The organism is Rhodanobacter humi (assembly GCF_041107455.1).
GTDB lineage: Bacteria > Pseudomonadota > Gammaproteobacteria > Xanthomonadales > Rhodanobacteraceae > Rhodanobacter_A.
Map to the genome: position 1 here is coordinate 3,965,652 of NZ_JBGBPY010000001.1, position 23,898 is coordinate 3,989,549.

A 23,898-nucleotide genomic window follows, 5' to 3' on the forward strand; every position below is an offset into this window, starting at 1 on the left:
TGCACCGACGAGCGCGAACACGAACGTGTCGACCAGGTCGGCGATCAACAGCAGCCGTTTCGTCGGTGGCGTGTCGACATCTTCCTGCTACTTCGCCGACAGCCATGCGAGTGTGGCGACGATCAGCGTTTCGACGCCGGTGCGCAGGGTCGGCTCGATGACCGGTGCAAACCTGGGGTTGTGGTTGGTCGGCAGGTCGTTGAGCCGGCCCGCGGCCTGTGCCTTCGCGTAGACATCAGGATCGGTGCCGCCGATGAACCAGAACACCGAGGGCACCATCCACTGCGCGCCGAAGCAGCCGAAGTCCTCGCTCGCCGAGGTCGGCAGGGTTTTCTCGACGCGTTCTTCAGGGAAGTACTGGCGGAACGCGTCGCCGACTTTCTGGTTCGCGTCGGCGTCATTGACCACCATTGCGTAATTATCCAGCGGCGTGATTTCCGGTGGCCGGGGCGCACCCGACGCGGCCGCCTCGGCGTTGACGATGCGCGTGATCGCGGCCAGCACGCGCTGGCGCACGCCCTCGTCGAAGGTGCGCACGTTGAGCTTGATGATCGCCTCGTCGGGGATCACGTTTTCCTTGGTGCCGGCCTGCAGCGCGCCGATCGTGACCACGGCGGCTTCGGTCGCGGCCAGTTCGCGCGAGACGATCGTCTGCAGGCGCAGCACGGTCGCTGCGGCCATCACCACCGGGTCGATGCTCGCCTGCGGCATGGAGCCGTGTGCGCCGCGGCCGAACAGACGGATCTGCAGGCTGTCGCCGGCCGAGGTGATCACGCCGGCGCGGCCGCTGACCGTGCCGGCCACGCCGACCATCACGTGCTGGCCAAGCACGATATCGGGCTTCGGGAAGCGCTGGAACAGCCCGTCGTCGATCATCGCCTGCGCGCCGGTGCCGGTTTCCTCGGCGGGTTGGAACACCGCCATCACGGTGCCGCGCCAGTGCTCGCGCGCTTGCGCGAGCAGGGTGGTTGCGCCGATCAGCCAGGTCACGTGCATGTCGTGGCCGCAGGCATGCATCACCGGCACCGTGTGGCCGTCCTTGTCTTTCGCGGTGACCTTGCTCGCGTACGGCAGGCCGGTTGCCTCCGCGACCGGCAACGCGTCCATGTCGGCGCGCAGCATCACGGTCGGGCCGTCGCCGTTGCGCAGCAGGCCGACCACGCCGGTGTGGCCGATGCCGGTGGTCACCTCGAAGCCGGATTGGCGCAGACGGCTGGCCGCGAGGTCGGCCGTGCGCGTCTCCTGCATCGACAATTCCGGATGGGCATGGATGTCGGTGTACAGCGCTTCAAGGTCGGGCAACAGGCTCGACAGGTTCGCGAACCACTGGTTGGAAACATTCGCGTTTTTCGTGTTCATGGATCGCCTCGATTTCCGCAACACACCCAGCTGCTGCCTGGCTCAACTCTCGCGTGGCAGCACGGTCAGTACGCGCTCGACGAACAGGTGCAGTTCCTTCATGTAGTTGGAAAGGAACTCGGCGGTGGCATTGTTGGTGATCGAGCCGTCCGCACCGATCAGTCCCGGCTTGAACTGGATGTACGCCTCCAGCGTGTTCATCAGCGGCGAGTTGCAGAAGCACAGCACGCTGCGCAGGTGCTGTTGGGCCACCGCGGTGCCGATCGAGCCGGGCGAGGTGCCGATCACCGCCGAGGGTTTGCGCGCGAAGGAGTTCTTGCCCCACGGGCGGCTGGCCCAGTCGATCGCGTTCTTCAGCGCGCCGGGGATCGAGCGGTTGTATTCCGGGGTGACGAACAGCACCGCGTCCACGTCGGCGATCGCCTGCTTGAACGCGCGCGCCACCGGCGGGTAGTCGGCGTCGTAGTCGTAGCAGTACAGCGGCAGGTCGCGGATCGAAATCTCCGTCAGTTCCAGCCCGGGGGGCGCGAGGCGGGTGAGCGCCTGGGCCAGCTGGCGGTTGATCGAGCCCTTGGCGAGGCTGCCGACGAAGTAGCCGACTTTGTAGGTCTTCATGCGCATGTCGTCCTGGTGGGTGAGGTGGCTGGCGGCCCGTGCGGTCAGTAGCCGACGGTGAAGCGTTGTTGCGAGTGTCTGGGGGTTTCGAGCTCGTCGACCATGGCGATCGCGTAGTCCTCCATCGAGATCCAGCTGCGACCGTTCGCGTCGGTGAGCAGGTGGTCGCCGCCAAGGCGGAATGTCCCGGTGCGTTCGCCGGGCACGAATTCGGCCGAAGGCGACAGGAAGGTCCAGTCGAGATCCTTTTCCCCACGCAGCGTGCCGAGGAAGCGGCGTCCAGCCTCCGCCTCCGGCTTGTATGCCGCCGGAAAGCCCGGTGCATCGAACAGTGCCTGGCCGGGAGCCACCTCCAGGCTGGCCGCGCCGCCGACCACCAGCAGCCGCGGCACGCGAGCCTGCTTCACCGCGGCGAGCAGCGCCGCCGCATCGGACGTGGCAAATTTCATGGCGCTGATGGCCGCGTCGTGGCCAGCCAGCAGCGGCGCGAGTTGCGCCGGCTGGTTGGCGTCGGCGTTCTTCAGCTGCAATTGCGGTCGTGCGGCCACCCCGTGGGTGTCGCGCGCGATGCCTGTGACGATGTGGCCACGGCTGAGCAGCTCGGTCAGCAGGCGCGAGCCGACACGGCCGCTGATGCCGATCAATGCGACCTTCATGTTCGTCTCCGGACGGGTTGGGTGTGTTCCCACATGGCGGTGCACTTGCTGCCGATCGCTCGCATCACGGTGCCCGCGAGTCGGCATGCCGACTGCAGCGGATCGTTCCGATTCGGCATGGCCGGCGATCACGCCAAGCTAACGCGTCGCGTGTCATCACCGTGTGGATGCAGGTGCCCATGGAGGCGCCCGGCGATGTCATGAACGCACGTATGCCGACGGTTTTTCTCGGGCACGGCAACCCGATGAATGCGCTGCACGACAATGCCTGGACCCGCGGCTGGGCGGCGCTGGGCCAGCGCCTGTCGCGGCCGCGCGCGGTGTTGTCGGTGTCGGCGCATTGGTACCTGCCGGGCACCGCGGTCACCGCGATGGCGGCGCCACGCACCATCCATGATTTCGGCGGCTTCCCGCGCGAGTTGTTCGAGGTGCGATATCCCGCGCCCGGCGACCTCGGCCTGGTGGGCCGGGTGCGCGAATTGCTGCGGCCGCTGGAGGTGCGTTCGGATCTTTCGTGGGGGCTGGACCACGGCACCTGGTCGGTGCTGCGCCACGTGTTTCCCGCCGCCGACGTGCCGGTGGTGCAGTTGTCCATCGACGAGACGCAGCCGCCGGCGTTCCACTACGGGCTGGGCCGGCTGCTGAAGCCGCTGCGCGACGAGGGCATCCTGCTGGTCGGCAGCGGCGACGTCGTGCACAACCTGCATGCCTATGCCTGGGGCCGGCATCCGCAGGAGCCATTCGACTGGGCATCGCGCTTCGAGACACAGGTGCGCGAGCTGATGCTGCGTAGCGATCACGAGTCGCTGGTGAACTACGAGTCGCTGGGTGCGGACGCGGAGCTGTCGGCGCCCACGCCCGACCATTACCTGCCGCTGCTGTACGTGCTCGGCGCCAGCGGCGAAGGCGATGCGGTGACGTTTCCGGTCGAGGGCATGGATGGTGGCTCGATCTCGATGCTGTCGGTGCAGATCGGCTGAACGCGCGATGTGCCCGCTGCACGCACGCCGGCTCGTCGCTCAGAACGTCACCTGCGTGTACAGGCCGATCACGAAGGCATCGGGGATCTTGCCGGTGCCGCCGGGACGGATGACGTACTGCAGGTTGGGGCGCAGGGTGAGCCAGGGCGCGATCTTCGCGCCGTAGTCGATTTCGGCGACGCTTTCGTAAGTCTGGATGCCCACGCTGCCGGGCAGCACGCGGTCGCGGTCGCGCTGGTAGCGGGTCAGGCGCGGATTGGTGCGGCCGCTGGCGACCATGAACGAGACCACGTCGTTGTCGCGGCCGGGAAAAGTGCCTTGGTAGTGGCCGCCGATCACCCAGAAGTAGCGGAAGCGCGAGGTGGTCGAGTCACCCACGCCGGCCATCGCGCCGAGGGTGAGTCCGCGATTGGAGTCGGGGCCTTCGCGGTAGACCATGTGGTCGGCGATGACATAGCCGCCGCTGCGGCCGTTGTGCTGCAGGAAGCCGGCGCCGGTGAGGCCGGCGGGCTGGCCGTTGATGTCGGTGTAGACGTCCGGCGTGCCGACGGTGTTGTAGTACGCGCCGAGCTTGAGATCGGCGGGCAGTTGCCCGCTGCCGTAGCCGCTGGACCAGCCCACTTCGACCGGCACGAACACGCCGCTGTGCTTGAGGCTGAGGTTCCAACCCTGGTCCTTGTTGCCGGCGTTGGGATTGTTGAGGTAGGCGCCGACGGTGGCGTAGAAGTTCGGCGTGACGTGCCACTTCACGTGGCCGCCCCATTGGGCGATGGGAAAGTTGTGCGCGCCGCTGTTGGTGGTCATCGCGTTGGCGTGGCCGCAGATGATGCCGTTCTGGAAGTTGCAGAACGCCGGCAGTCGCGCGAAGTCGTCGCCCACCGGCGACCAGCCCAATTCCATGAAGATTCGGTGGTCGAGGAAATCCTGCTGCCAATTCAGTTCGGCGAGGCGGAAGTTCTGCCCCGCGCCATACAGTTCCTGCACCGAGAACTGGTTGCCCAACGCATCGCTGCTGAGGCTGCGGCCGTCGCGCTCGGTGACGGTGAACTGGATCTTTGCGTTCGGCACGCCCCACAGCTTGTCGAGGTCGACATCCGCGCCGGCGTCGAGCTGCTGGGTGTAGCGCGCGGTCTGGTAGTGGCCGCCGGAGACGTTGCCCGCGCTTTCGGTGGTCCAGTGCGCGCGCAGGCCGATGCCGTCGTCCGCGAGCGTGCTGCGCGTGCCGCCCCAGTCGCCGGTCAGGGTCGGCTGGCTGAGCCAGCCGTCGCCGGCTTGCTGCGCCAAGGCCGGCAGCGTACACAAGCACAGCATGCCGCCGAGGATCAGCAGTCGGGTCGCACGGGATGGGGGGCGCATGAGCTCAGGCCTTTCCGGCGGAACCCGCGCGCCGCCGGCGACGAACCAGCAGCACGATGACGAGGACGATCAACAGTGCGACGACGGCCAGCGCCAGTCGCGCCAGCCCCACCAGATGCGACGCCGCGCCACCCGCACGCAGCATTCCTACCTGTGCAGCATCGACCGTCGCGGTCGGGTTGCCGTAATGCCGGGTGAGGTAGTTGGCCAGGGTGGCGATCTGCTGGTCGCTCAGGTCATTGGCGAAGGCCGGCATGTGCACGCCGCTGGCGTCGGTCCAGCGGATGCCTTCGAGTATCACCAACACCAGGTTGTCCGCACGGGCACGGCCGGTGGCGGTGTTGTGGAACAGCGGCGGCAGGCCGCCGTCGAAACTGCCTTCGCCGCTGGCCTGGTGGCAGCTGGCGCAGTTCGCATCGTAGAGCTGCGCGCCGCTCCACTGCTGCGCGTCATCGGGCAGGGCGGTACCGCGTTGGTCGGCCATTCCATCAAACGTGGCGCCCCGGCTGTCGACTGGTTGCGTATCGGCGGCGTCATGCTGCGCCGGCACGGTTTTCAGATACGTGGCGATCGCCTGCAGATCGGCGGGTTCGAGATACTGCAGGCTGTGGTCGACCGCTTCGGCCATCGGTCCGGCCGCTTGCGCCTTGTCGCGGGCGTGGCCGGATTTCAGGTAGTCGACCAGGTCCTGTTCGCTCCAGTTGCCGATGCCGCTGTTCGCGTCCGAAGTGATGTTCGGCGCCAACCAGGTGCCGACGGCACCGCCGGCCAGCTCGCGCGACGACCGTTCGGCCATCAGCAGGTTGCGCGGCGTGTGGCAGGTGCTGCAGTGGGCCAGTCCGCGCGCCAGGTAGGCGCCGCGGTTCCACTCGGCACTCCTGGCCGGGTCGGGCGTGTACGGCTTGTTGTCGAGGAACAGCAGGTTCCAGGCCGCCATCGACAGGCGGATGTTGAATGGGAACGGCAGCCGGGTCGGCGCCGGCTTGCTGTCCACCGGCGCCACGCCGTGCATGAAGTACGCGTAGAGCGCGTGCACGTCGTCGTCGGTGAGCTGCGCGTACGCGGTGTACGGCATCGCCGGATACAGATGCTTGCCGTCCGCGCGGATGCCCTTGCGCAAGGCATCGCTGAACTGCTGCTCGGTGTAGCGGCCAATGCCGGCGCTGGTCGAGGGCGTGATGTTGGTGCTGATGATGTCGCCGATCGGCGTGGGCATGGGCAGGCCGCCGGCGTAGGGCTTGCCGCCGGGCGCGGTATGGCAGGCCACGCAGTCGCCCGCCGTGGCGAGGTAGTGGCCGCGTTGCAGCAGGGCGGCATCGGTGGTGTCGGCGGCATGGGCCGATGCGGCGACGAGCAGGCCGAGCAGGGCGAGCGGCGCAAGGCAGCGGATCGGCGCGTTCATGCGAGGCTCGCCTTGTGGTCGCTGGACGCGTTGACCGCAGCCGCTTTTTTCGCCGGCAGGATGTGCTCGGCGGTGCGCAGCGCCAGCGCCACTGCGGTGAGCGTGGAATTCATCGTGGCCGCAGTGGGCATCACGCCGGTGCTGCAGACGAACAGGTTCTCGTGGTCGTGCGTACGGCCGAACGCATCGACCACCGAGCTCGCCGGATCGTTGCCCATGCTCATCGTGCCGGTGATGTGCTGGTTGTTGGCGAAGTTGCCCTCCGCGCTGTAGCGCAGGCCGGTGCCGCCCATCAACTCGGCGATCTTCGCGAAGTCGGCCTTGGACACTTCCGCGGCGCGGCGCGTGTAGTCGCCGATCGAGTAATGCGCCTCTGGTTTCGGAATGCCCATGGCGTCTTTTTCCGAACTGAGCGTGATGCGGTTGTCGGGATTGGGCAGCACCTCCAGCACGTTTTTCACGTTGATCTGACGGGCGGCGCGCCAGCGCAGTTGCTTCGCAAACTCCGTCCCGTAGACGCCCTCCTTGATCAGATCGTTGGTGACGTTGAGCACCTGCGAGATGTTGGTGAAATCCAGCCGGTACGGCGCGTGCTGGCTTCGGAATGCGCCATCGCGCAGCGTGTTGATGGAACTCGGACTCTGCGGGCCGCGGCCGAGCCAGATCTCCTCGTCGGCATAGAACGTGAGCGAGGTGCTGGGGTGGTCCATCAGGTGGCGGCCGACCGCGCCGGAGCTGTTGGCCAGCCCGTTGGGATATTTGTCGCTGGCCGAGAGCAGCAGCAGCTTCGGGCTCTCGATGCCGTTCGCGGCGAGGATGAAGGTGGTGCCGGTGACGCGATGCTCGCTCTTGTCCGGCGCGTAGTAGTGCACCGCCGCGATGCGCCCCTTGGCGTCGTGCTCGATGCGGAAGACCACCGCGTTCGGCACCACCTTCGCACCGGCGGCCTCGGCCGCTTCCACCGCATTGATGCCGAGGTATTGCGCGTTGACCGGGCAGATCGGCTGACAACTGTTGTTGCCCACGCAGGCGGGCCGGCCGTCGTAGCCGCGGCTGTTTCGCGCCACGGTGTTGGCGACCACGGCGTAGGTGGGCGCGAGCCGTTCGCGAACGCGGCGCATGGCCCACGGCTCGGCCACCGGTTCCATCGGGAACGGATGCTGGCGTGGCGAGCCGGTGTCGTCGGCACCGGCCACGCCGAGCAGCTCCTCCGCCTCCTGGTACCAGGGATCGAGTTCCTCGTAGCTCAGCGGCCAATCCACGCCGACGCCGTACAGGCTCTTGATGCGCACGTCGTTCGGCACCAGCCGCCACGCCTGCGCGGCCCAGTGCCAAGTGGTGCCGCCCACCGCGCGGATGTACTCGGCCGGGTAGGGGTACGGGCCAGCCTGCTTCAGGTAGCCGTTGTCCTCGGGCACGTAGATCGGGTGCGGCGCCCACGGTGAGGGCGGGTAGGGCGCCATCCAGTTGCCCTTGATCGGCGAGTTGCGGAACGCGGCGACGATACGGGCGCGCTCCAGCCGCGGCCCCGCCTCCAGGATCAGCACCGAGGCGCCTTGCCTGGCGAGCCGTCGCGCGGCCAGCGCACCGACGATGCCCGCGCCGATCACCACGATGTCAGCCGACAACTGTGCGGGCATCGGACTTCACTCCTCGGGGTTGGGCTTGGCGGACCAGCTGCCGTATACGCCGTAGGCGAAAGTCGGCGGCTTCAGCACGTCGGCCACGATCACTGCATCGAGCGCGGTCTCGTAGGCGACGCAGCGCGCGTCTTTGCCGCTGCCGACGACGCCGAGCGCCCAGGCGCCGAGGATCTGCCGCGGCAACGGCGCCAGCGGCGAATGCTCGCCGTCCAGCACGCCCTGCAGTTGCTGTGGATCGATGTGGCGCTCGTTGATCAGCGTCAGCAGCGCCTGCACGTCGGTCGGAAAGTGCGGATTAGCAGCGACGAGGGCGTCGTAGATGCGATCGGCCAGCGCGGTATCCAGCACTTGCCGGCCGACCAGGATCGCCGAGAGCGCGGTGAACGCGCCGCGATCGGCGTGCGGCGCCGGTTGCGCCAGTGCCCAGGGAATCAGCGAGGCGGTGTACGCGGTGAGCAGGCCTGCCAGCAGGCGACGACGCGAGGGATCAACCAGGGTATTGCGGCTCGCAGCGACACGGTCGAGGTCTTCCGATGCCATGAGTTTCCCCTTGTGGATGCACTGTTGAATGCGGCCAAGAAACTTAGGCCACAGTAACTACTTGAAAAACTTAGAAACGCGTGTCGGACTATCGCCGTGCTTGCCACCGGACCGTGCCAAGAAAGCTATGCCAGCGCGCGCTCGTGCCAAGAGACTTATACAACGCGCGCCGGCATGCCAAGAAAGTTATGCAATGGAACTCAATCGACCAAGAAACTTTGGCCACTGAGTTGACCAAGGCGGCTAGCTTTCGCGAAACAGCTTGAGTGACTTCATCGCGGGTGTCGCTCCGCGAAGGTCCGACGTGTTCCGGTCGATGACAAATGCGCATCGCCACCCGCCAGCAGTCCGGATTTGGTCCACGGTAGCTCCGGCACGCGCCAAATCCATGGCACCCCCAACGCGGGGAGAGTAGGCAGTGAAGTACCCAATGAGGCCAGCCGCCTGGGCCCGTCGACGAAAGATACGGCTGAGCTCTCGCGATCTCAGAGCAAGCGACGAGGCGTCTTCCGGTCGCTTAGGCCGCCCACCGATTGACCTAACAAGCGGGCCGTGCTGAATACCCATCGCTTCGCACCAACGAAGGACTCGCCTCAGGGTGTCCGGCGAGATCCATCGCGTATCGGAGTATGCAAATGCCGAACCGTTTTCAGGTATGAAGCGAACTTGGCCACTCCCGTCGGCGGATTCGATGATGTGCTCCCGCCAAAGCCCGACAAGTTCCGATGGCTTGAAGAGCGTGTCGAGAGCCAGAGCCAGCAAAGCACCGTCGCGAAGTTCGTGCAGAGAGTCGCCGAGGGTAGCCAAGACCTTAGCGACGTTGGCCGCATTCAATTCGTCGGCTTGCGAACGTTCACTCTGTCCACTGAGCTCAAGCTTCGCCATCAGTTGGCCCCAACGAGGCTTCCACGATCGCTGCTTTGACGGAGGGATGAATCCTCGGGCTTCGTGAGCTTGACCTACGCTGTAGAGGAGGCGCCTGATCGTAGAGCCTTTAAGGCCTTCGTCGATCGCATCCTCCAACCAAGCCGCGACTTGGTCCTCGGAAGCAGGGATCGGCGTCACCTCCATCCGCTGGCACCACGAAAAGTACCTCGCTAGATCTGACTCAATAGCGATGCGTGTCCGTTCACTGTGGCTATCCAGATGTTCATAGAGAGTCATGGGCGGTTCCTTGCTCGGTGGTCACGGGAAGCTGGTAGCCGATACGGACATGCAGCGCAGGTTCGAAAGAAACCAGAGCGATCGGCCGGCCAAGAAGCAGCGCGAAGTGGGACTGCTCACGCTCGGATCGGATGCACTCGACTGTGGCGCGAATGTTGTCGATGGCATAAAGCGAAGTCAGATGCGAAAGGGCATGCGCGAGCACCTTCGCGGACCGCGACTGCATCGCCCACAAGGTGAGTTCGTCCATCGGTGTTAGCCGATCCGCGCCCATGGTTGCTTCCGGCGGTGTATAGGCAGCAAGTAGCAACTGCCGTCCGACACTTTTTCCGCTCGCGACAGATGCATTCGCGGCCGATGCCGGAACCCTATCAGGATTGATGGTCACGATTGGAACGCCAAACACAGAGATGCTGGTCGAACTCACCTCAACCGTGGTCGCCGAGAGGTTCAACGCCTCGAGCTGGCGTCTGGCATTTAATGCATACGCTACGACTCGATCGCAGTGTTCCTTGAGGACAGGAAAGGGAGGGCCGTGCCGCAAGAATGTTGGCTGCTGCCACGCTCGCAGGATCGCTCCGACTTCCTCGTTGCTTGTCGCATGCCCGATAGAGTGTTCGTCGAACCTAGACTGGGCGAATGGAGAGGAGGCGCAATGCTCGTCGTTGCTCGGAGGAAAGGTATTTTGAGAGACGAAACTGTAACCCTCCCGCATATAGAGGCGACCCGCGGGAAGAAGGCGAGTCGTCTTTCTTGTTCGACCCGCAGAGTCAAGATACTGGTGAATCGCTCGAGTCACCTTCTCGCTGGGCCACTGATGCATGCCGAGTAGCGCTTTGTTGCGTTGGTAGTGATCAACCCCACAGGGACAGTGAAGAAGTCGGAAGTTGGCACTGCGCCCCTTGTGCGGCAGTAATGAGCGTCCACACGTACAATTTTTAACAAGGCTGTCTCCGTGCCACGGACAGGTCGTGATCCACGGCAACTGGTGGAGCATGGTGTGAAATCCATACGCGAGACATTGGCGGCAGCCACGCAGAAAGGTTGGGTGAACCTCAGATTTGTCGCTATAGGGATGCCAGTCCTCCCAATGGTGCGGAAGTAGGTCATGCTCCCGCCCCCAAAGCGATGCCTCCCAGTCGTCCATCTCTTTCCATGGAACGATTCCGCCGCGGAGCCCCGCCTGAATCGCGGGAGTTGTCTTGAGCACTTCGGGCAACTGCGTCAGCCAAAGGCCATTGAGCCGAGAAAGTCTGTAGGCGCGTCCAAAAGAGGAGATGTAGGGAACCTGTGCAAGGTCGCCACCGATAAGCCCTTGGATCTCGGTATGTGCTGCATTGTGTGTATTCATCCGCGCAGCTGCCTCGCGCGCGAAAATTCCAGCTTCAAGTAGCCGGCACGCGTGATGGCCTCCTTGATGCTCTCGTAGGAGAACTCTCGAAAGACTTCCTGGCCGCCTGCGATATGAACCAGCAAGCGCTTGACGGCCAGCTCAAAAATCATCATGGGGAAGTCGCTCTGGCCGTTAAGATTTGCCTCCTTTCGGATCTCGTCGACGGCCTTCACGAATTTCTGCGCATCACTGGCGAAGCGCCATCCCTTTTCGTACGCCTGAGGCGCGAAGTACGCGCTAAACGGGACACCATCGTGTTCCATGGCGTCGTAGCGACCCAGCGCTTCCGCAATTTCAGCAACGCCGACCAGGCCGCGAAAGGTGTGATCCGCCATAAAGAAGCGGCGGACAACGTGCGGCGGCATGTCATCGATCCGGCAGCGCCGGTTATCCTTTTCAGCCGAAGAGTCGTCCGACTGATTGACGAACACGCAGAAGAGCCGATACCCGTCCAGGTTTACGCCATCGTCGATATTGGCGAGGTACTCATAGTCATCCTTGCTCAACCGCTGGGCTTCATCGATGAACAAGATGAATCGGCGCGCCCCCATCTGCTCGGATTCGGCTGAGATCCGGTCGACGATGTGTGAGAGGCGATCAATCGCTGCGGCACGCGGATGGGACGTAAGGTTGAGCGCTCCTTGGATCACCTTGTAAAAGACATTGTCCGATCCGTTACTCCGCCGCGGCATGCTCACCCACGCGGTCGGCGTGGGCTGGTTGAGCCAGCTGGGGTGCGAGCGAAGGTAGCGGGACGCGGTGGATTTTCCGTCTCCGGACCGCCCGGCCACTTGAATGCCTCGGTAGCCATCCTCCAGCGCGATCAAAATTGCCTCGGCCAGGAGAATCGTCGGCCGGGTGGCGACTTCGGGACGCCCTTCATCTTTGAACATGGGGTGCGTGCTCATGGATCAGTCCTTCACGTGGTCAAAAGAAACGCGGCCAGTGAGCGGCGTCTCCATGGAGGGTTTCGCGCCTTGAGGAACGGCGGGGTCGGAAAACGACACGGTGATCGCCCCGCTGGTGGTGAGTTGCATCAGGCGAGCGATCTGATCAGCTGCGTTCGCGCGGCCTTCTTGGCAGCTCTTGAGCGTGAAGGCTGCGTAGGCGGAAATCGCGCTGTGCGCGCCGCGGATTTCCAGTTCACCACTCCGGCTCAGCTTGAGAATGCGACGACGCATGGTGATGTCGTGGCGATGGATGTTCCAGGGCGACGACGCGGTCAACGTGCACACGTGGTTGAGCGATTCGTCAATGAGCACCAGCGTGCGCAAATCTTCCAGATCGATCTGGGCTTTGTAGTGACTACCCAACAGGTCCCAGTTCTTGTCGAGAGTAGGGTGGCGATAAACGACACCCATAAAGCGCACGTGGACGGGTTTATTGTGGCGCTTGGAGCCGCGAAGCCTGACCGTACGAATTTCAGAGGTCAGTGCCTTGGCATCCAGTTCGTTGTGCGGTGGTGACGGCCAGAAATGCGGGGTATTGGGGTAGTTGAGAAGGATGTCGATCGGGCTGCGATTTTGCCGAGCGGGCAACGGCGTGATGTTGTAGCTGGTCATGATCACGTCCATGACGTCTTCCAGTGCCTGGAAAGAGATGGGGTGATCTGTGCTTCGCCATTCGGAGACGGGCGTGGCCTTTTCCCCGAGGTGACGTGTCGGGATGTAGCCCCCGGGCAAATCGCGGAGTGCACCGATTTCCAGGTGGTTGAAGAAGTGCTCGACCGCGGGCCTCCCCTCCGGCGTGTGCGGTTTGCCCAAGTGCAAGATGCCATCGTAATTGCCCACCCACGCTTCGAGGGGCAGACTCGCCTTATGCGCCAAGGCGTTGTCCATCGCCGTGACCCGGCCACTCATGGCCCCGAACTCTAGGTTCTGCGGCATGGTCGCACCCGGCTCGTAGTTCATATCGGGGACACAAAGCGCCCGTGGAGTCCACGGGCGCAGGGAGGACGCATAACATTGAGCGACATCGAGGGCGGTGTATCCGCGCCCGAAAACGATCTTCCATGCCAACACAGCGGAGGAGTCGACCTCAACGACAACCAGAACCCAGACTTTTGAAATCTTGAGCTTGACGGGTTCCCCGCGTGCGTTGGGCACTTCCAGAGTGAAGTGCACATCTTTGCAGTGGGCATCAAATTCACAGCGGTCGTACGGTTGGCGATGGAACAGCTGGCTGAACGACTGGATCTTGGGCTCAGGCAAAGTCGTTGCGTCGGGGTTGCCGGCAACGAGTGCGTCTTTGCGCATGTCCCTGATGTAGCGAGCAAACGCTCGCCTTCCCTTGTCTTTCTGGCCCAGCGGCCAACAGTTGTTGCCGAAGCGTTTCGAGACGATTCCGCGAATCTCTCGCATCAACCGGTTGAACGAGGGCGGAAGTGTTCCGGGCGGCAGGGGCGCACTGAAAGCGCCGAGCAGGTCCCGGATTTCGGGGAGCACGTTCAACAGGGACTTGAGCGCATAGGGCGTACCCCGGGTTGGAACGGAAGCAACCATTTCCGAGGTTTGGCGCGCACCCCAGGGCAGGCATGCCCGATAGCCGTACAGTCCTCCGTCCGGGGCAATCGAGAAGGCCTTCGCAATGACGCTGGTGAGCGTCACTCGGTTGACCCCGTGGTCTATCGCCGCGTGACGCACCGAGGCACCGAGTATGTAGGCTTGCAAGGCATCGCAGCGCGACTGGAATTGCGCCCGATGGCAATCGAGAACGAGCCTTTGATCTAGACGCTTCCAGCCGAGCGCGTCGGCCATTTGTGCAGCAGAGACTTCAGTAGCCATCATTCGGCCCCCCGCGTCAGGCGACTGTGGCTGCTGAGGGGCAATTCCTTTTGAAACCCCAGCCAACCCTCGTGCAGCAAGGTACACGTAGCCATGCGCACTACATCTGCCGGGATTTGGCTCAACGACCCTTCAATTTGCTGGAAGGAGAGTGAGGTCACGACCGGAGAGAACAGCTCCTTCACCCTCCCGGCAATGGAGGGGACTTCGGCACGGCGCCGCGCTGCCTGGATATGAGGCAAAAGTCGCAGGTAGTTGGCAATGGAATGCGCGCGATGTTGCAACTCATGCTCAAAGACGAACTTCAGCGAAAGGCCCGCGCGGTGCGCGGCTTGGTCCCAAAGCGTGGCTTCCTTGGGTTGCAGGCCGTCATTCACACGGTCGCACTCCTCAATTCCTTGCACTGCCCAAAACGTTTCGGCTCCGTCGGTTCCGCGTGTCCAAAAGTCGAGTTCGATGGTGCGGCCCGAATACAGTTCCAGATCGCGCGGTCGCTCGACGACGGCTTGAGTTGTCGGGTCAAACTCGTTCTCAAGCCAAAAAGCTAGGCGGGCGACGCCGACCAATGCGACAGCACGCCCCGCCTTCGGGGAGTAGGTGATGTAGACATCCTCGTTGCTGAGCTCCCGTGAGGTCAGACTTCGCGGATCGAATGGAAGGGCTTCAGATGACATGAATTTTCTCCAAGTGGATACGTCGACCCTGCTGGTGGTGGCAGATCGATCAGGAGCAAATTGAGCTTGGGGGCGCGTGCCCGACACGAGCAGCCGCCGGGCAAATGGCCCGGTTACGGATACCGTCGGTTTTGGGGTGCGCGATCGAGCGCAGCGACGTCTAGCCGCTACGACTTCGTATCGGTGGGCGCCACTGAGCGCGTCGCGGAAGTTTGGTTCTGCGACGATGTGCGGGTGCGGAGAGATCTTGAGGCACGAGTTTTCCCGATGCTTGCAGTCAACTGCTTGGCTCGAAACCAGGCAGCAGGAGCCGCGGCCGCCCGACAAGGGACGCCCGATGCTTGACTGGGATGGGGTATCGCGCAGAAAATGCGGGCGCTAGTGAGTACCTGCAAAATCAAAGCCCGTAGCGTTGGCGCGCTGCGGACTTTTTTTATGCGCACGAGAAAGGTGGCTAGCTAGTTTAGGCGTTCGAAGGGTTGGATCCTCCTGCTTCGACGGGGTGATGGGTTGGTGGGTAGAAGCCCGACCACGGCTCGTTGAGCAAGTACTTCGGGGCGAGGTTGCGGCTAGTCGGACTTGTTTGTCTGCTTCCGCGCATCTTCTAGCGCACACAAATATTCCGCGACCGCCTCGGAGGTCGCGAACCATCCGCGTCGACCCTGCATCTTGATGAGTTGCACAGGCAACTGACCGCGGCTCCTCGCCTTGCGGATGGCACCGACGCTGACATACCTCAACACGGAGGCAAGGTCTGTCAGCGTCAGTACATCACCGAATCTTGTTCGGAGATCAGATTCGCGTTCAGCTTGAGTTGCCATCTGTTAAATGTCTTCTGAAGTCTTGGTCTGCCGCGCTGGGTCACGCGCCAGCCAAACCTAAGGCCTCCCAGTGACTTGATCCAGAGCAATGTTTTGACCTGCAGCGCGCAGGTCAAAACATTGCTCTAGACTTCACGCCCCTTCGGTGATAGACGCGAAGAATTGATGAGAACCCCCTTACGCATCCTGGCAACCCGACTTTGGGTGTGGCACGCGTGGCACGCTTCTGGGGCCGCCAAGGTGGGCGACTTCATCGACCGGTTCGACGCGTATGCGTCGCCGAGGAGTGGCTATGGCTTGGATTCCAGGCTTTTGAGAGGGTGGAAGCGTGGAAAGCTGTCTGTCAGCAAGGCCTGGGTCAACCGAGTCGAGAAGGAGATCCCGGGGACGAAATACGTCCATGCGATTGAGACATTGTTAATACCTGAGCCTCTGGGCGTCAGCGCTGCTCGAAGTGCGGTCTCGCAATCCCTCATGACTGAGCTCAGCGAAGGCCCACGGAGGGTGGTCCTCGACGGTAGCGCACATACGTATTCGCCGTGGACAGTTCCTGCTGAGACCGCGCCGCGCGGTGACTTTGTCAAGTTCGTGGTGATTTTGGTGCTGGTTCGTGAAGCGTTCGCCTGCGCTGACTTCGATCTTCTTGATCTACATGTGCGGGATCTGTACACGCTATTGCCGTGTATCGCCCAGCTTGACTGGGTGCGCCCGGATGTTGACCTGCTACTGCAGTGCATCGAGGACATGATGGCTCGTTCCCGATGGGGGCCTTCGCGCGTGGAGATCGATTGGAAGGTATTTCGCAGTCAAGTTGAGAATCCCCAGCCCTGGGATGGCCATCCGCCGTGGATTGTTTCAACCCGCGGCGAGAGGGCCGAGAGCAGGTCGAATCAATTGTTACGGCGTCCGGTGCCCTTGTTCGAAGGGATAGAGCCTTTGGCGGAATACGTCCGCCCACAGGAGGATGAGGTACCGCAGATCCAGACTAGGCGGGGCGACTCCTTTTGGGACAGGTTGATCAATCGCATGGAGAGCCTGCCAAGCAAGAGAGAATCACCCTAGACGGTTGCTTTGACGTGGCGTGTTGTGTTTGCCCCCATGCCACGCCGAAGAGCGTTGCATTCCTTCTCGAAGGCCGTGCGCTTACTGTTGTTGCTAACGGGTCACTTGCGGCAGACGAGCAAATCGGCGTGTGCCTGCCAGGCGCGCCGCCCGGTATCCCAATCAGTGCGGAGTTGTGCGCTGGTGCGACATTGGCGACTCCGCTGACCACTCATTTGCGAGCGTGCCATGAGGTCAGGGCGCCTCAGCGATGGTTGGTGCTAAAGGATGGCGCCCTTACGGACGTTCGATGGCTCTTAGAAGCCGATCTTGCTCTACGGCATCCAGTGCGCTGAAGGCACGAATCATCCGGGCCAGGCGTTCATCCTCGGCGAAGAGGTAGGCGGTTGGTACCTTCAAGGTCGCGGCGAGGCGAGCGATGGTCGCCATGTCTGGCTCATGGATGCCCTTCTCGTAGCGATTGATGCGTGTGCTAGCCACGAAAAGATCCAGACCGGCAAGGATGCCCAGTTCTTTCTGGGATAGACCGGCATCCTGACGCGCCTGCTTCAAGCGTTTGCTGAAGATGGATGACGGTTCGCGAGGGCGAAGCATGGAATTCTCGTGGAGGAGGATCTCCTACGAGATTCATTGCTTTGCCGTGCCGTCGATACTACGATATTCGTAGTTTCGCCGATAGCCTCGCACTTGGTCACCGTACCGACCGATGGGAAGCCAGACCCATGCCCCTGCAACTGGTATTCGAAGATCAGTGGTCCATCCGCGTGCCGATGGACGATCGGCTCGAGGAAGCGCTTGGGGTACAGCGTGAGCGGGCCTGCCGCGACGAGTTCGACCTCGCATTCGTTGAGCGCCTATCAGAATGCTTTGCGAACTCGCTTGCAGCATGCCTCGATATCGACCTGCAGCTACCGACCGACAGCCAAGTGAAGTACGCCATGGACATCGCTCGCGAACTGGGTGTGTCGTTGCCAGCCGATGCGCTACGTTTCCGCGGTGCAGCGCACGATTTCATTGACCGCTTCGAGAGTGCATTCCGCGCCAGCCGCGAACGACGCCGGCGCATGACGGGCCTCGCCGATGGATAGCTCCGCCCGGGTGACCTGCAAACGGCGTCAAAACAAATCGTAGGGTGTCGACCACACGCATCACCACGGATCAGTTGATCATGACCCTACCTTACGAGCGTACTTGGGCAGTCGTCGAAACACGGCATTTCCTGACAGAGGTGCTGACCAATCGACGTGTTCCTGGCGCCGTTCGCGAGAAGGCGCGCACCCTGTTGCGCCACTATCCAAGCCCGAGCGATGTCTTCCATGCGGGGTGGCAAGCGCTTGCCGATCCCCACCTAATCCTGGAGCCAGTCTTTGACATGAGCATAGACGGATCGCCGTCACCCAACTGGTCAACGCCACGAGTACCTCGCACCGTGAAATGACCGTATGAACAAATGTGTGACAGCCCGCGTGTAGCGGCACGTTTTCTCAGCCGTATTTCCCGCTGCCCATGGAATCGATCTAGCAAATGACCAAGATGACGACCGCCCCATGCCCAAGGTAGCCGGATCACCACTTGACGCTTTGTTTGAAGCAGCGAGGGTTGCCTCGACCCCCGCAGATATCATGGATGCCGAGCAGGCCTTCTATAAGGCACTGATGGAGGCCACGGTGTACGCGCACGTCCCTACCGAACCCGCGCCACCCGATCGCATCCGGTTCGTTCAGTTCATCAGGCCCGACAACGGACAGACGGTGTTACCGTTTTTCAGTGATCGGGAACAGGCGGAGGTGGTGGCAGCCGCGGGCAAGGTGATGATCGTGGCCATGGCCGGGCGGCGGCTCTTTGAGCTGACCCGCGGTGCTACCTTGATGCTCAACCCTAACCGTGATCAGCTGACGTTCTATCCGCCCGAGATCGGCGCTCTGTTGGAAGGCCGCCCGCTTGGCGTCTTTTCTAAAGAAACGCTGGGGGCGAATGAGCAGGTCGGAGTGTGCTTACCGTCCGTACCGACGGATGCCTTGGTGCTGGCGCTCCGCGCTCTCTATGAGCGTGAACCCTCCGTGCGAGCCGGCTATCTGGTGGAGGCCCACCGTGGGCCGGACGATTCGGACGTTTTCTTGCTGCTGACCTTGGTAGTGACGAAAGGGAATACCGAGCGGATAGTGCAGCTCACCACGCTGGAGCTGAGCTCCGTGTCACCGCCGTTGGCGCTTCCCGTCACGATGATGTGCGTTCTTCCCGATGAGCCGCTGCCCGAGCTATGCCATCACGGTATCCAGTTCTACGGAACCTGAAGCGCCAGGGTCGTTGCTCACCGCCGACACCCCAAGACGTCCGCGGCGTCTCGAAGCTGGCATTGAGTACGCGATCCCATGACTTGTTGGTGATTAGCGATCGTTATCGGGGGTGAACCACGCAGCCGCGAATCGCCCAGTCAGATCCCTGGCTCGCCCCCGGGGGATCCTGCTTCACCGACCCTTCCGCACGCCTTCAGAAATTGAAAGCTATGCCGATCAGCAGCATCGTTTCGCCACGGTTGGGCTCATGGAGGGAACCGTTGGAGATGTGGCGGATCTGGAAATTCCAATGGTGGCCCTGCCAACCGAGCGTACTCACGAACTCGTAGGCGCTGCTCAGCGCCTGGGTCCGACCGCTGTGCATCGCGGGCTGGAAACTGAAGTACAGCGACCGGAACCAGCCGATGGCACCGCCGTAGCGGATTCGTGCGCCGCCGGCGATCAGCCATATCGGATCCGTCGCGCGGTATGGGCTGTATCGGTATCGGTCCACGTTGCGGCCGCCAATCCAGCCCATGGATACGTCCGGTGACCATGTGAAACGACTGGTGCCGATATGTCGTTCGTCAAACACGGCTTCGATGAATACGGCAGAAGTGCTCGCGCAGTCCATGTAACTGCGTCCAGACTCGATGCCCAGCTGCTTTTCCGCCAAGGTGCGAGTGGGGACCAGGGCAAGACCGAGCCCAACGGCAAGCGCAACGGATTGGCCGGTCATCCGGTATGCCGCGTCCTTGACGATGCGATGTGCTGCTGCTCGAACAGCAACGTGGCTCCGGCGACATGCCTGCTTTCCGCCTGAATTCATGGACTTTGTCCGCGTATTTCGTAAGGCGAATGCTCTTTTGGCCGCTGTCCCCCTGTCTTTCACGAATTGACCCGTCGTTGCACGAACCTCGTGACGAGCCACTTTTCCGACCGCGCCGGGATTGGTCCGGACACACTCAAGCCGCGGCCCGTTTTCGCGTAGCATCGTGCGCCGCATGGGTTGCGGTTCGATCCGCCAGGAGGAGTGGCCATGCTTCAGTCTGTGCGTGGGTCGTTGGCGTGCATGCTCGTCGGCCTGCTGGCGGGTTGTGTGACAGCGCCGCGATTGCCGCCGCCGCCGGCGCTGATCTCCCGTGCGGCGCCTGCCGGCTTTCCACCTGACATCCGGTTGCTGACCATTGATCGCGAAGACTTCCTCCGACGTTCACCGAATGTGTTCGGGCGCCTGGCTCAGAACGCGACCGGGGGCAGCATCAATTACCTGGTGCTTTCCGGTGGCGGCTCCGGAGGTGCCTTCGGTGCGGGCGCGCTGGTCGGCCTGAGCGAGGCACATGCCCGCCCGCAATACGACGTCGTCACCGGGGTGAGCGCCGGGGCGCTGCTGGCGCCATTCGCGTTCCTCGGCCCGGCCTGGGACCCGCAATTGAAGGATGCCTTTGGTGGTGGCCATCGGCTGGAGTTGCTGCACAGCAAGGCTGGCAGCGTGCTGGCGCGCCTGCTGTTCCCCCGCGGGACCATGGAGCACAACGCGCTTGCGCGGCTCGTGGATCGCTATGCCACCGAGGCAATGCTGCAGGCGATCGCCGCCGAGTGGCGCAAGGGGCGCCTGCTGTTTGTCGCCACTACCGACCTGGACAAGCGCGAGACGGTGCTGTGGAACATGGGCGCCATTGCCGCGCAGGGCGGGGCGCCGGCGTTGAAATTGTTCCGCGAGGTGCTCATGGCCTCGGCGAGCGTGCCTGGCATCTTTCCGCCGGTGCTGATCCGGGTGCGCGAGGGCGATCACGAGTATGACGAGATGCACGTGGACGGCAGCGTCACGACTTCGCTGTTCGCCGCCCCCCACGCTGCGCAGTTGTTGCCGGTCGGAGAGGTAGGCAAGCTTCCGGTGAACCTCTACGTCATCGTGAACGGCAAGCTGGCCGGGGAGCCGCAGAAGACGCCGCTCAACACCATCGACATCCTCTCGCGCAGCTTTGATGCCGACCTCACCTACAAGATGCGCGAGGGCGTGCTGCTGGCCCTGGACTATGCACGCCAGCAGCACATGCATTTCCGGCTCACCGAGATCCCGCCGACCTACCCGAGTCCAAGCTTCATCGACTTCAGCCCCCAGTCCATGCGCACACTTTTCGATTACGCCGAAGGCTGCGCCGCCGGCGGCCAACTCTGGGAGACTCCGGAGTACTCGATCCGGCGCAACCTCGCGCGCATCGCCCGGAACGGAGGGCCGGCGCAGGATTGCCCGGGCTCGCCTTCTGCGGACACCCCCTGATACCCGTCACGTCCCCGGCGGGATCGTGCAGTGGTGAGCCAGATGTGCCGATGGCTCGTGATGCACCTCGTGCGCATTTTGGGACAAGCCGGATGATTTTGGACAAGCTGGGCCCTGGCCTTTGCCGGACCATGCGGCTGCCGAGGCTGATGTGCGCCCGACAAGCGTAAGGCTCCACCATGTTCCCGTTCGGCCGCATCCCCATTCCAGATCGCCGCTGCTTCCGTACGACGTCGGCCGTGCTGGCCGTCGCGCTGCTCGCCGCGTGCGCCAGCCCTCGTGGCCTGCGTACGCAAGCCGTGCCGGTCGAGGTGAATGCGCTACACGTTTCGCGCAGTCTTGCCGTCGTGCGGCTTTCACCGGCTGCGTGGCCAAGCGGCAAATGGTGGCGCGACTACGGCGACCCGCAGCTCGATGCGCTGATCGGCGCCGCGCTGCGCGATCAGCCCGGCCTGCGCGTGGCCGAGGCGCGGGTGCGTGCGGCCGGAAGCCTGGCGGCGATTGCCGGTGCGGTGGGGCACCCGAAGGTGGGCGCGGGCGCGCACAGCACGCGCGAGCGCTTCAGCGACCACGGCACGGTGCCGCCACCGGTCGCCGGCAGCTGGCAGACCGTCAACGATGTCACGGTCGGCGCCGCATGGGAGCTGGATTTCTGGGGCAGGAACCGTGCCGCCGTGGATGCCACGCTCGACCGCGAGCACGCCGCCGAGGTGGATGTGCAGGCGGCGCGCCTCATGCTCACCACGGCCATCGCGCGCACCTACCTGCGCCTGGATGCCGCCTATGCGCAGCGTGACCTGACTGGGAGAACGCTCGTGCAGCGCGAACAAATCCTTGCGCTCACGCGCAAGCGCGTCGCTGCCGGACTGGATTCGCAGCTCGAACTCACCCAGGCCGAGGCCGCGCTGCCGGCGACACGCGAGCAGGTCGCCGCGATCGACGAATCCATTGCACTGCTGGACAACCAGCTGGCCGCGCTGGCGGGGCACGGCCCCGACGACGGCAAGGCGATCCAGCGCCCGCAGCTGGCCGCGATCGGCCCGATCAATTTGCCCGGCAACCTGCCGGTCGAACTGATCGGCCGGCGTCCGGACGTGATCGCCGAACGTTGGCGCGTGGAAGCGGCGGGCAGGGATATCGACGTGGCACGCGCGCAGTTCTATCCCAACGTCAGCCTGGGCGCCTTCGTCGGCCTGCAGCGCCTAGGCTTCGATGATTTCCTGGATACCGGCAGCCGCATCATGGGTGTCGGCCCGGCGATCTCGCTGCCGATCTTCGACGGCGGCCGCCTGCGCGGGAACCTTGGCCTTCACCAAGCCGCCTACGATGCCGCCGTGGAGGCCTACAACGCCACGGTCATCGGCGCCGTGCACGATGTGGTCGACCAACTGGTATCGCTGGACGCCGTGGCCCGGCAGCGCGACGAACAGGCACAGGCGCTGTCGCTCAGCGAACACGCCTACGAGCTTGCGCAGCACCGCTACCGTGCCGGCCTGGCCAGCTATCTGCAGGTGCTGTCGGCCGAGACCCAGGTGCTCGCACAGCGCCAGCAGACGCTGGTGCTGCAGACGCGCGGACGCGAACTGCGTCTTGCGCTGATCCGTGCGCTGGGCGGTGGCTACGTCCCCGATGCCACCGCTACGCCCGGGCTCGCCCACCGGCGTTGATCGCGCCGCTTCCTCATGCCGGAACCTTGCCATGAACACGCCCGCCACACCGCCACCCGGGGCAGCATCGGCCACTGTCGACCGCGTCGAACGTCGCCGTCGCCGTCGTACCAGCCTGCTTGGCCTCGGCGTGCTCGCACTGGGTGGGCTGGCCGCAGGCATCTGGTGGGTAGCCGTCGGCCAGTACCGTGAAACCACTGAGGACGCCTACGTCGACGGCAACGTCGTCGCGGTCACGGCACAAGTGAGCGGAGTGGTCACGGCCATCACCGCCGACGACACCGACTACGTCTCCGCCGGTACGCCGCTCGTCGTGCTGGATGACGTGGATGCCCGCCTTGCGCTGGATCGGGCCAAGGCGCAGCTCGCGCGTGCCGTGCGCCAGGTGCGTGCGCAACTCGCCAATGTCGGCCAGGCCGAGGCCAGCGTGCAGCTGCGCGAAGTGGATCTGGCGAAGGCGAAGGCCGACCTTGCGCGACGCCGCGGCTTGTTGGCCAGCGGCGCGATTTCCGGGGAGGAAGTCAGGCATGCCGAGGACGCCGTGCGCGCCGCCAGTGCGGCCCTGCAGGCGGCGCGCCACCAAGTCGCCGCCAGCCAGGCGCCGGTTGATCGCACGCCGCTGGCCAGCAACCCCGACGTGCTCGCCGCCGCGACGCAGGTGCGCGATGCCTGGATCGCCGCCTACCGCACCCGATTGCCGGCGCCGGTGAGCGGTCTGGTGACCAAGCGCAACGTGCAGATCGGCCAGAAGATCAATCCCGGCGTTGCACTGATGTCGGTGGTGCCGCTGGACCGGCTGTGGGTGGATGCCAACTTCGAGGAAGGCCAGTTGCGCCACATCCGCATCGGCCAGCCGGTGCGCCTGACCGCGGACGTCTACGGTGGCAAGGTGGTCTACACCGGCACCGTGGCCGGCCAGGATGCCGGCACCGGCAGTGCGTTCTCGCTGTTGCCTGCACAGAATGCCACTGGCAACTGGATCAAGGTGGTGCAGCGCGTGCCGGTGCGCATCGCGCTCGATCCCGCACAGGTCGCCAGGTATCCGTTGCAGTTGGGCCTGTCGATGCGCGTCAGCGTGTCCACCGGCGAGCGCAAGGGCAGCCGCCTGGTCGCGCCCGGCGCGCCGGGCCACGGATATCGCACCGATGTGTTCGCCCACGAGTTGGCCAGTGCTGACGCCGTGGTCGAGCGCATCATCGCGGCCAATCGGTAGCCACGGCATG

21 protein-coding genes are annotated in these 23,898 nt (G+C 63.9%); 8 read left to right on the plus strand and 13 right to left on the minus strand.

Annotated features, from left to right (window positions below):
• Nucleotides 1-87: 87 nt before the first annotated feature.
• Genes AB7878_RS17630 through AB7878_RS17640 form a run of 3 tightly spaced genes read right to left on the minus strand, consistent with a single transcriptional unit; the run spans nt 88 to nt 2,630 of the window.
• Nucleotides 88-1,359 (minus strand): M20 family metallopeptidase, encoded by a 1,272-nt coding sequence (locus tag AB7878_RS17630; RefSeq protein WP_369495602.1) that lies wholly within the window; start codon nt 1,357-1,359, stop codon nt 88-90.
• 42 nt (nt 1,360-1,401) lie between these two features.
• Complete coding sequence (locus AB7878_RS17635; RefSeq protein WP_369495603.1) at nt 1,402-1,974, minus strand: NADPH-dependent FMN reductase; 573 nt, start codon at nt 1,972-1,974, stop codon at nt 1,402-1,404.
• A 44-nt stretch (nt 1,975-2,018) separates the two neighbouring features.
• On the minus strand, nt 2,019-2,630 hold the full coding sequence (locus tag AB7878_RS17640; protein WP_369495604.1) for an NAD(P)-dependent oxidoreductase: 612 nt from the start codon (nt 2,628-2,630) through the stop codon (nt 2,019-2,021).
• Between the two features lie 200 nt (nt 2,631-2,830).
• On the opposite strand from AB7878_RS17640, the gene ygiD reads away from it, so the two are divergent.
• Entirely contained in the window at nt 2,831-3,610 is a 780-nt protein-coding gene (gene ygiD, locus AB7878_RS17645; RefSeq protein WP_369495605.1) for a 4,5-DOPA-extradiol-dioxygenase, read from the plus strand.
• Between the two features lie 39 nt (nt 3,611-3,649).
• Here ygiD and AB7878_RS17650 read toward each other — a convergent pair whose 3' ends face one another.
• The 8 genes from AB7878_RS17650 to AB7878_RS17685 all read right to left on the minus strand — a co-directional run bounded on the left by AB7878_RS17650 (nt 3,650) and on the right by AB7878_RS17685 (nt 14,565).
• Complete coding sequence (locus AB7878_RS17650) at nt 3,650-4,966, minus strand: carbohydrate porin (RefSeq protein ID WP_369495606.1); 1,317 nt, start codon at nt 4,964-4,966, stop codon at nt 3,650-3,652.
• Nucleotides 4,967-4,970: 4 nt separating this feature from the next.
• Nucleotides 4,971-6,368 carry a c-type cytochrome gene (locus AB7878_RS17655; protein WP_369495607.1) on the minus strand — a complete coding sequence of 466 codons (1,398 nt, stop codon included), beginning with the start codon at nt 6,366-6,368 and terminating at the stop codon, nt 4,971-4,973.
• Entirely contained in the window at nt 6,365-8,008 is a 1,644-nt protein-coding gene (locus AB7878_RS17660) for a GMC family oxidoreductase (protein ID WP_369495608.1), read from the minus strand. Before AB7878_RS17660 ends, AB7878_RS17655 begins: the two co-directional genes overlap by 4 nt.
• 6 nt (nt 8,009-8,014) lie before the next feature.
• Nucleotides 8,015-8,551, minus strand: coding sequence for a sugar dehydrogenase complex small subunit (locus AB7878_RS17665; RefSeq protein WP_369495609.1), 537 nt, complete (start codon nt 8,549-8,551; stop codon nt 8,015-8,017).
• A gap of 1,150 nt (nt 8,552-9,701) precedes the next feature.
• The gene (locus AB7878_RS17670) at nt 9,702-11,066 is read right to left on the minus strand and encodes a hypothetical protein (protein WP_369495610.1); all 1,365 of its coding nucleotides are present in this window, start codon (nt 11,064-11,066) and stop codon (nt 9,702-9,704) included.
• Entirely contained in the window at nt 11,063-12,016 is a 954-nt protein-coding gene (locus AB7878_RS17675; RefSeq protein ID WP_369495611.1) for an AAA family ATPase, read from the minus strand. The genes AB7878_RS17670 and AB7878_RS17675 overlap by 4 nt, the downstream gene beginning before the upstream one ends.
• A 3-nt stretch (nt 12,017-12,019) precedes the next feature.
• Complete coding sequence (locus AB7878_RS17680) at nt 12,020-13,891, minus strand: hypothetical protein (RefSeq protein ID WP_369495612.1); 1,872 nt, start codon at nt 13,889-13,891, stop codon at nt 12,020-12,022.
• Nucleotides 13,891-14,565 carry a hypothetical protein gene (locus tag AB7878_RS17685; protein WP_369495613.1) on the minus strand — a complete coding sequence of 225 codons (675 nt, stop codon included), beginning with the start codon at nt 14,563-14,565 and terminating at the stop codon, nt 13,891-13,893. The genes AB7878_RS17680 and AB7878_RS17685 overlap by 1 nt, the downstream gene beginning before the upstream one ends.
• Before the next feature lie 1,295 nt (nt 14,566-15,860).
• On the opposite strand from AB7878_RS17685, the gene AB7878_RS17690 reads away from it, so the two are divergent.
• On the plus strand, nt 15,861-16,448 hold the full coding sequence (locus AB7878_RS17690) for a hypothetical protein (protein WP_369495614.1): 588 nt from the start codon (nt 15,861-15,863) through the stop codon (nt 16,446-16,448).
• Nucleotides 16,449-16,724: 276 nt separating this feature from the next.
• On the opposite strand, the gene AB7878_RS17695 is transcribed toward AB7878_RS17690, so the two are convergent.
• Nucleotides 16,725-17,042 carry a helix-turn-helix domain-containing protein gene (locus AB7878_RS17695; protein ID WP_369495615.1) on the minus strand — a complete coding sequence of 106 codons (318 nt, stop codon included), beginning with the start codon at nt 17,040-17,042 and terminating at the stop codon, nt 16,725-16,727.
• A 128-nt stretch (nt 17,043-17,170) separates the two neighbouring features.
• Here AB7878_RS17695 and AB7878_RS17700 point away from each other — a divergent pair, with 128 nt between their 5' ends.
• The 3 genes from AB7878_RS17700 to AB7878_RS17710 all read left to right on the plus strand — a co-directional run bounded on the left by AB7878_RS17700 (nt 17,171) and on the right by AB7878_RS17710 (nt 18,742).
• Nucleotides 17,171-17,536: a hypothetical protein gene (locus tag AB7878_RS17700; RefSeq protein ID WP_369495616.1), complete on the plus strand. Its 366-nt coding sequence runs from the start codon at nt 17,171-17,173 to the stop codon at nt 17,534-17,536.
• Nucleotides 17,537-17,616: 80 nt separating this feature from the next.
• Nucleotides 17,617-17,886 (plus strand): BPSL0761 family protein, encoded by a 270-nt coding sequence (locus tag AB7878_RS17705; protein WP_369495800.1) that lies wholly within the window; start codon nt 17,617-17,619, stop codon nt 17,884-17,886.
• 109 nt (nt 17,887-17,995) lie between these two features.
• A complete protein-coding gene (locus tag AB7878_RS17710) occupies nt 17,996-18,742 on the plus strand; it encodes an SseB family protein (protein ID WP_369495617.1) in 747 nt (248 codons plus the stop codon).
• 196 nt (nt 18,743-18,938) lie between these two features.
• Here AB7878_RS17710 and AB7878_RS17715 read toward each other — a convergent pair whose 3' ends face one another.
• Nucleotides 18,939-19,553 carry a lipid A 3-O-deacylase gene (locus tag AB7878_RS17715; RefSeq protein ID WP_369495618.1) on the minus strand — a complete coding sequence of 205 codons (615 nt, stop codon included), beginning with the start codon at nt 19,551-19,553 and terminating at the stop codon, nt 18,939-18,941.
• Nucleotides 19,554-19,796: 243 nt separating this feature from the next.
• Here AB7878_RS17715 and AB7878_RS17720 point away from each other — a divergent pair, with 243 nt between their 5' ends.
• The 3 genes from AB7878_RS17720 to AB7878_RS17730 all read left to right on the plus strand — a co-directional run bounded on the left by AB7878_RS17720 (nt 19,797) and on the right by AB7878_RS17730 (nt 23,888).
• On the plus strand, nt 19,797-21,008 hold the full coding sequence (locus tag AB7878_RS17720) for a patatin-like phospholipase family protein (protein WP_369495619.1): 1,212 nt from the start codon (nt 19,797-19,799) through the stop codon (nt 21,006-21,008).
• Between the two features lie 179 nt (nt 21,009-21,187).
• Nucleotides 21,188-22,675 carry an efflux transporter outer membrane subunit gene (locus AB7878_RS17725; protein ID WP_369495620.1) on the plus strand — a complete coding sequence of 496 codons (1,488 nt, stop codon included), beginning with the start codon at nt 21,188-21,190 and terminating at the stop codon, nt 22,673-22,675.
• A 31-nt stretch (nt 22,676-22,706) separates the two neighbouring features.
• Nucleotides 22,707-23,888, plus strand: a complete 1,182-nt coding sequence (locus AB7878_RS17730; protein ID WP_369495621.1) for an HlyD family secretion protein — start codon at nt 22,707-22,709, stop codon at nt 23,886-23,888.
• The last annotated feature ends 10 nt before the right edge of the window (nt 23,889-23,898 follow it).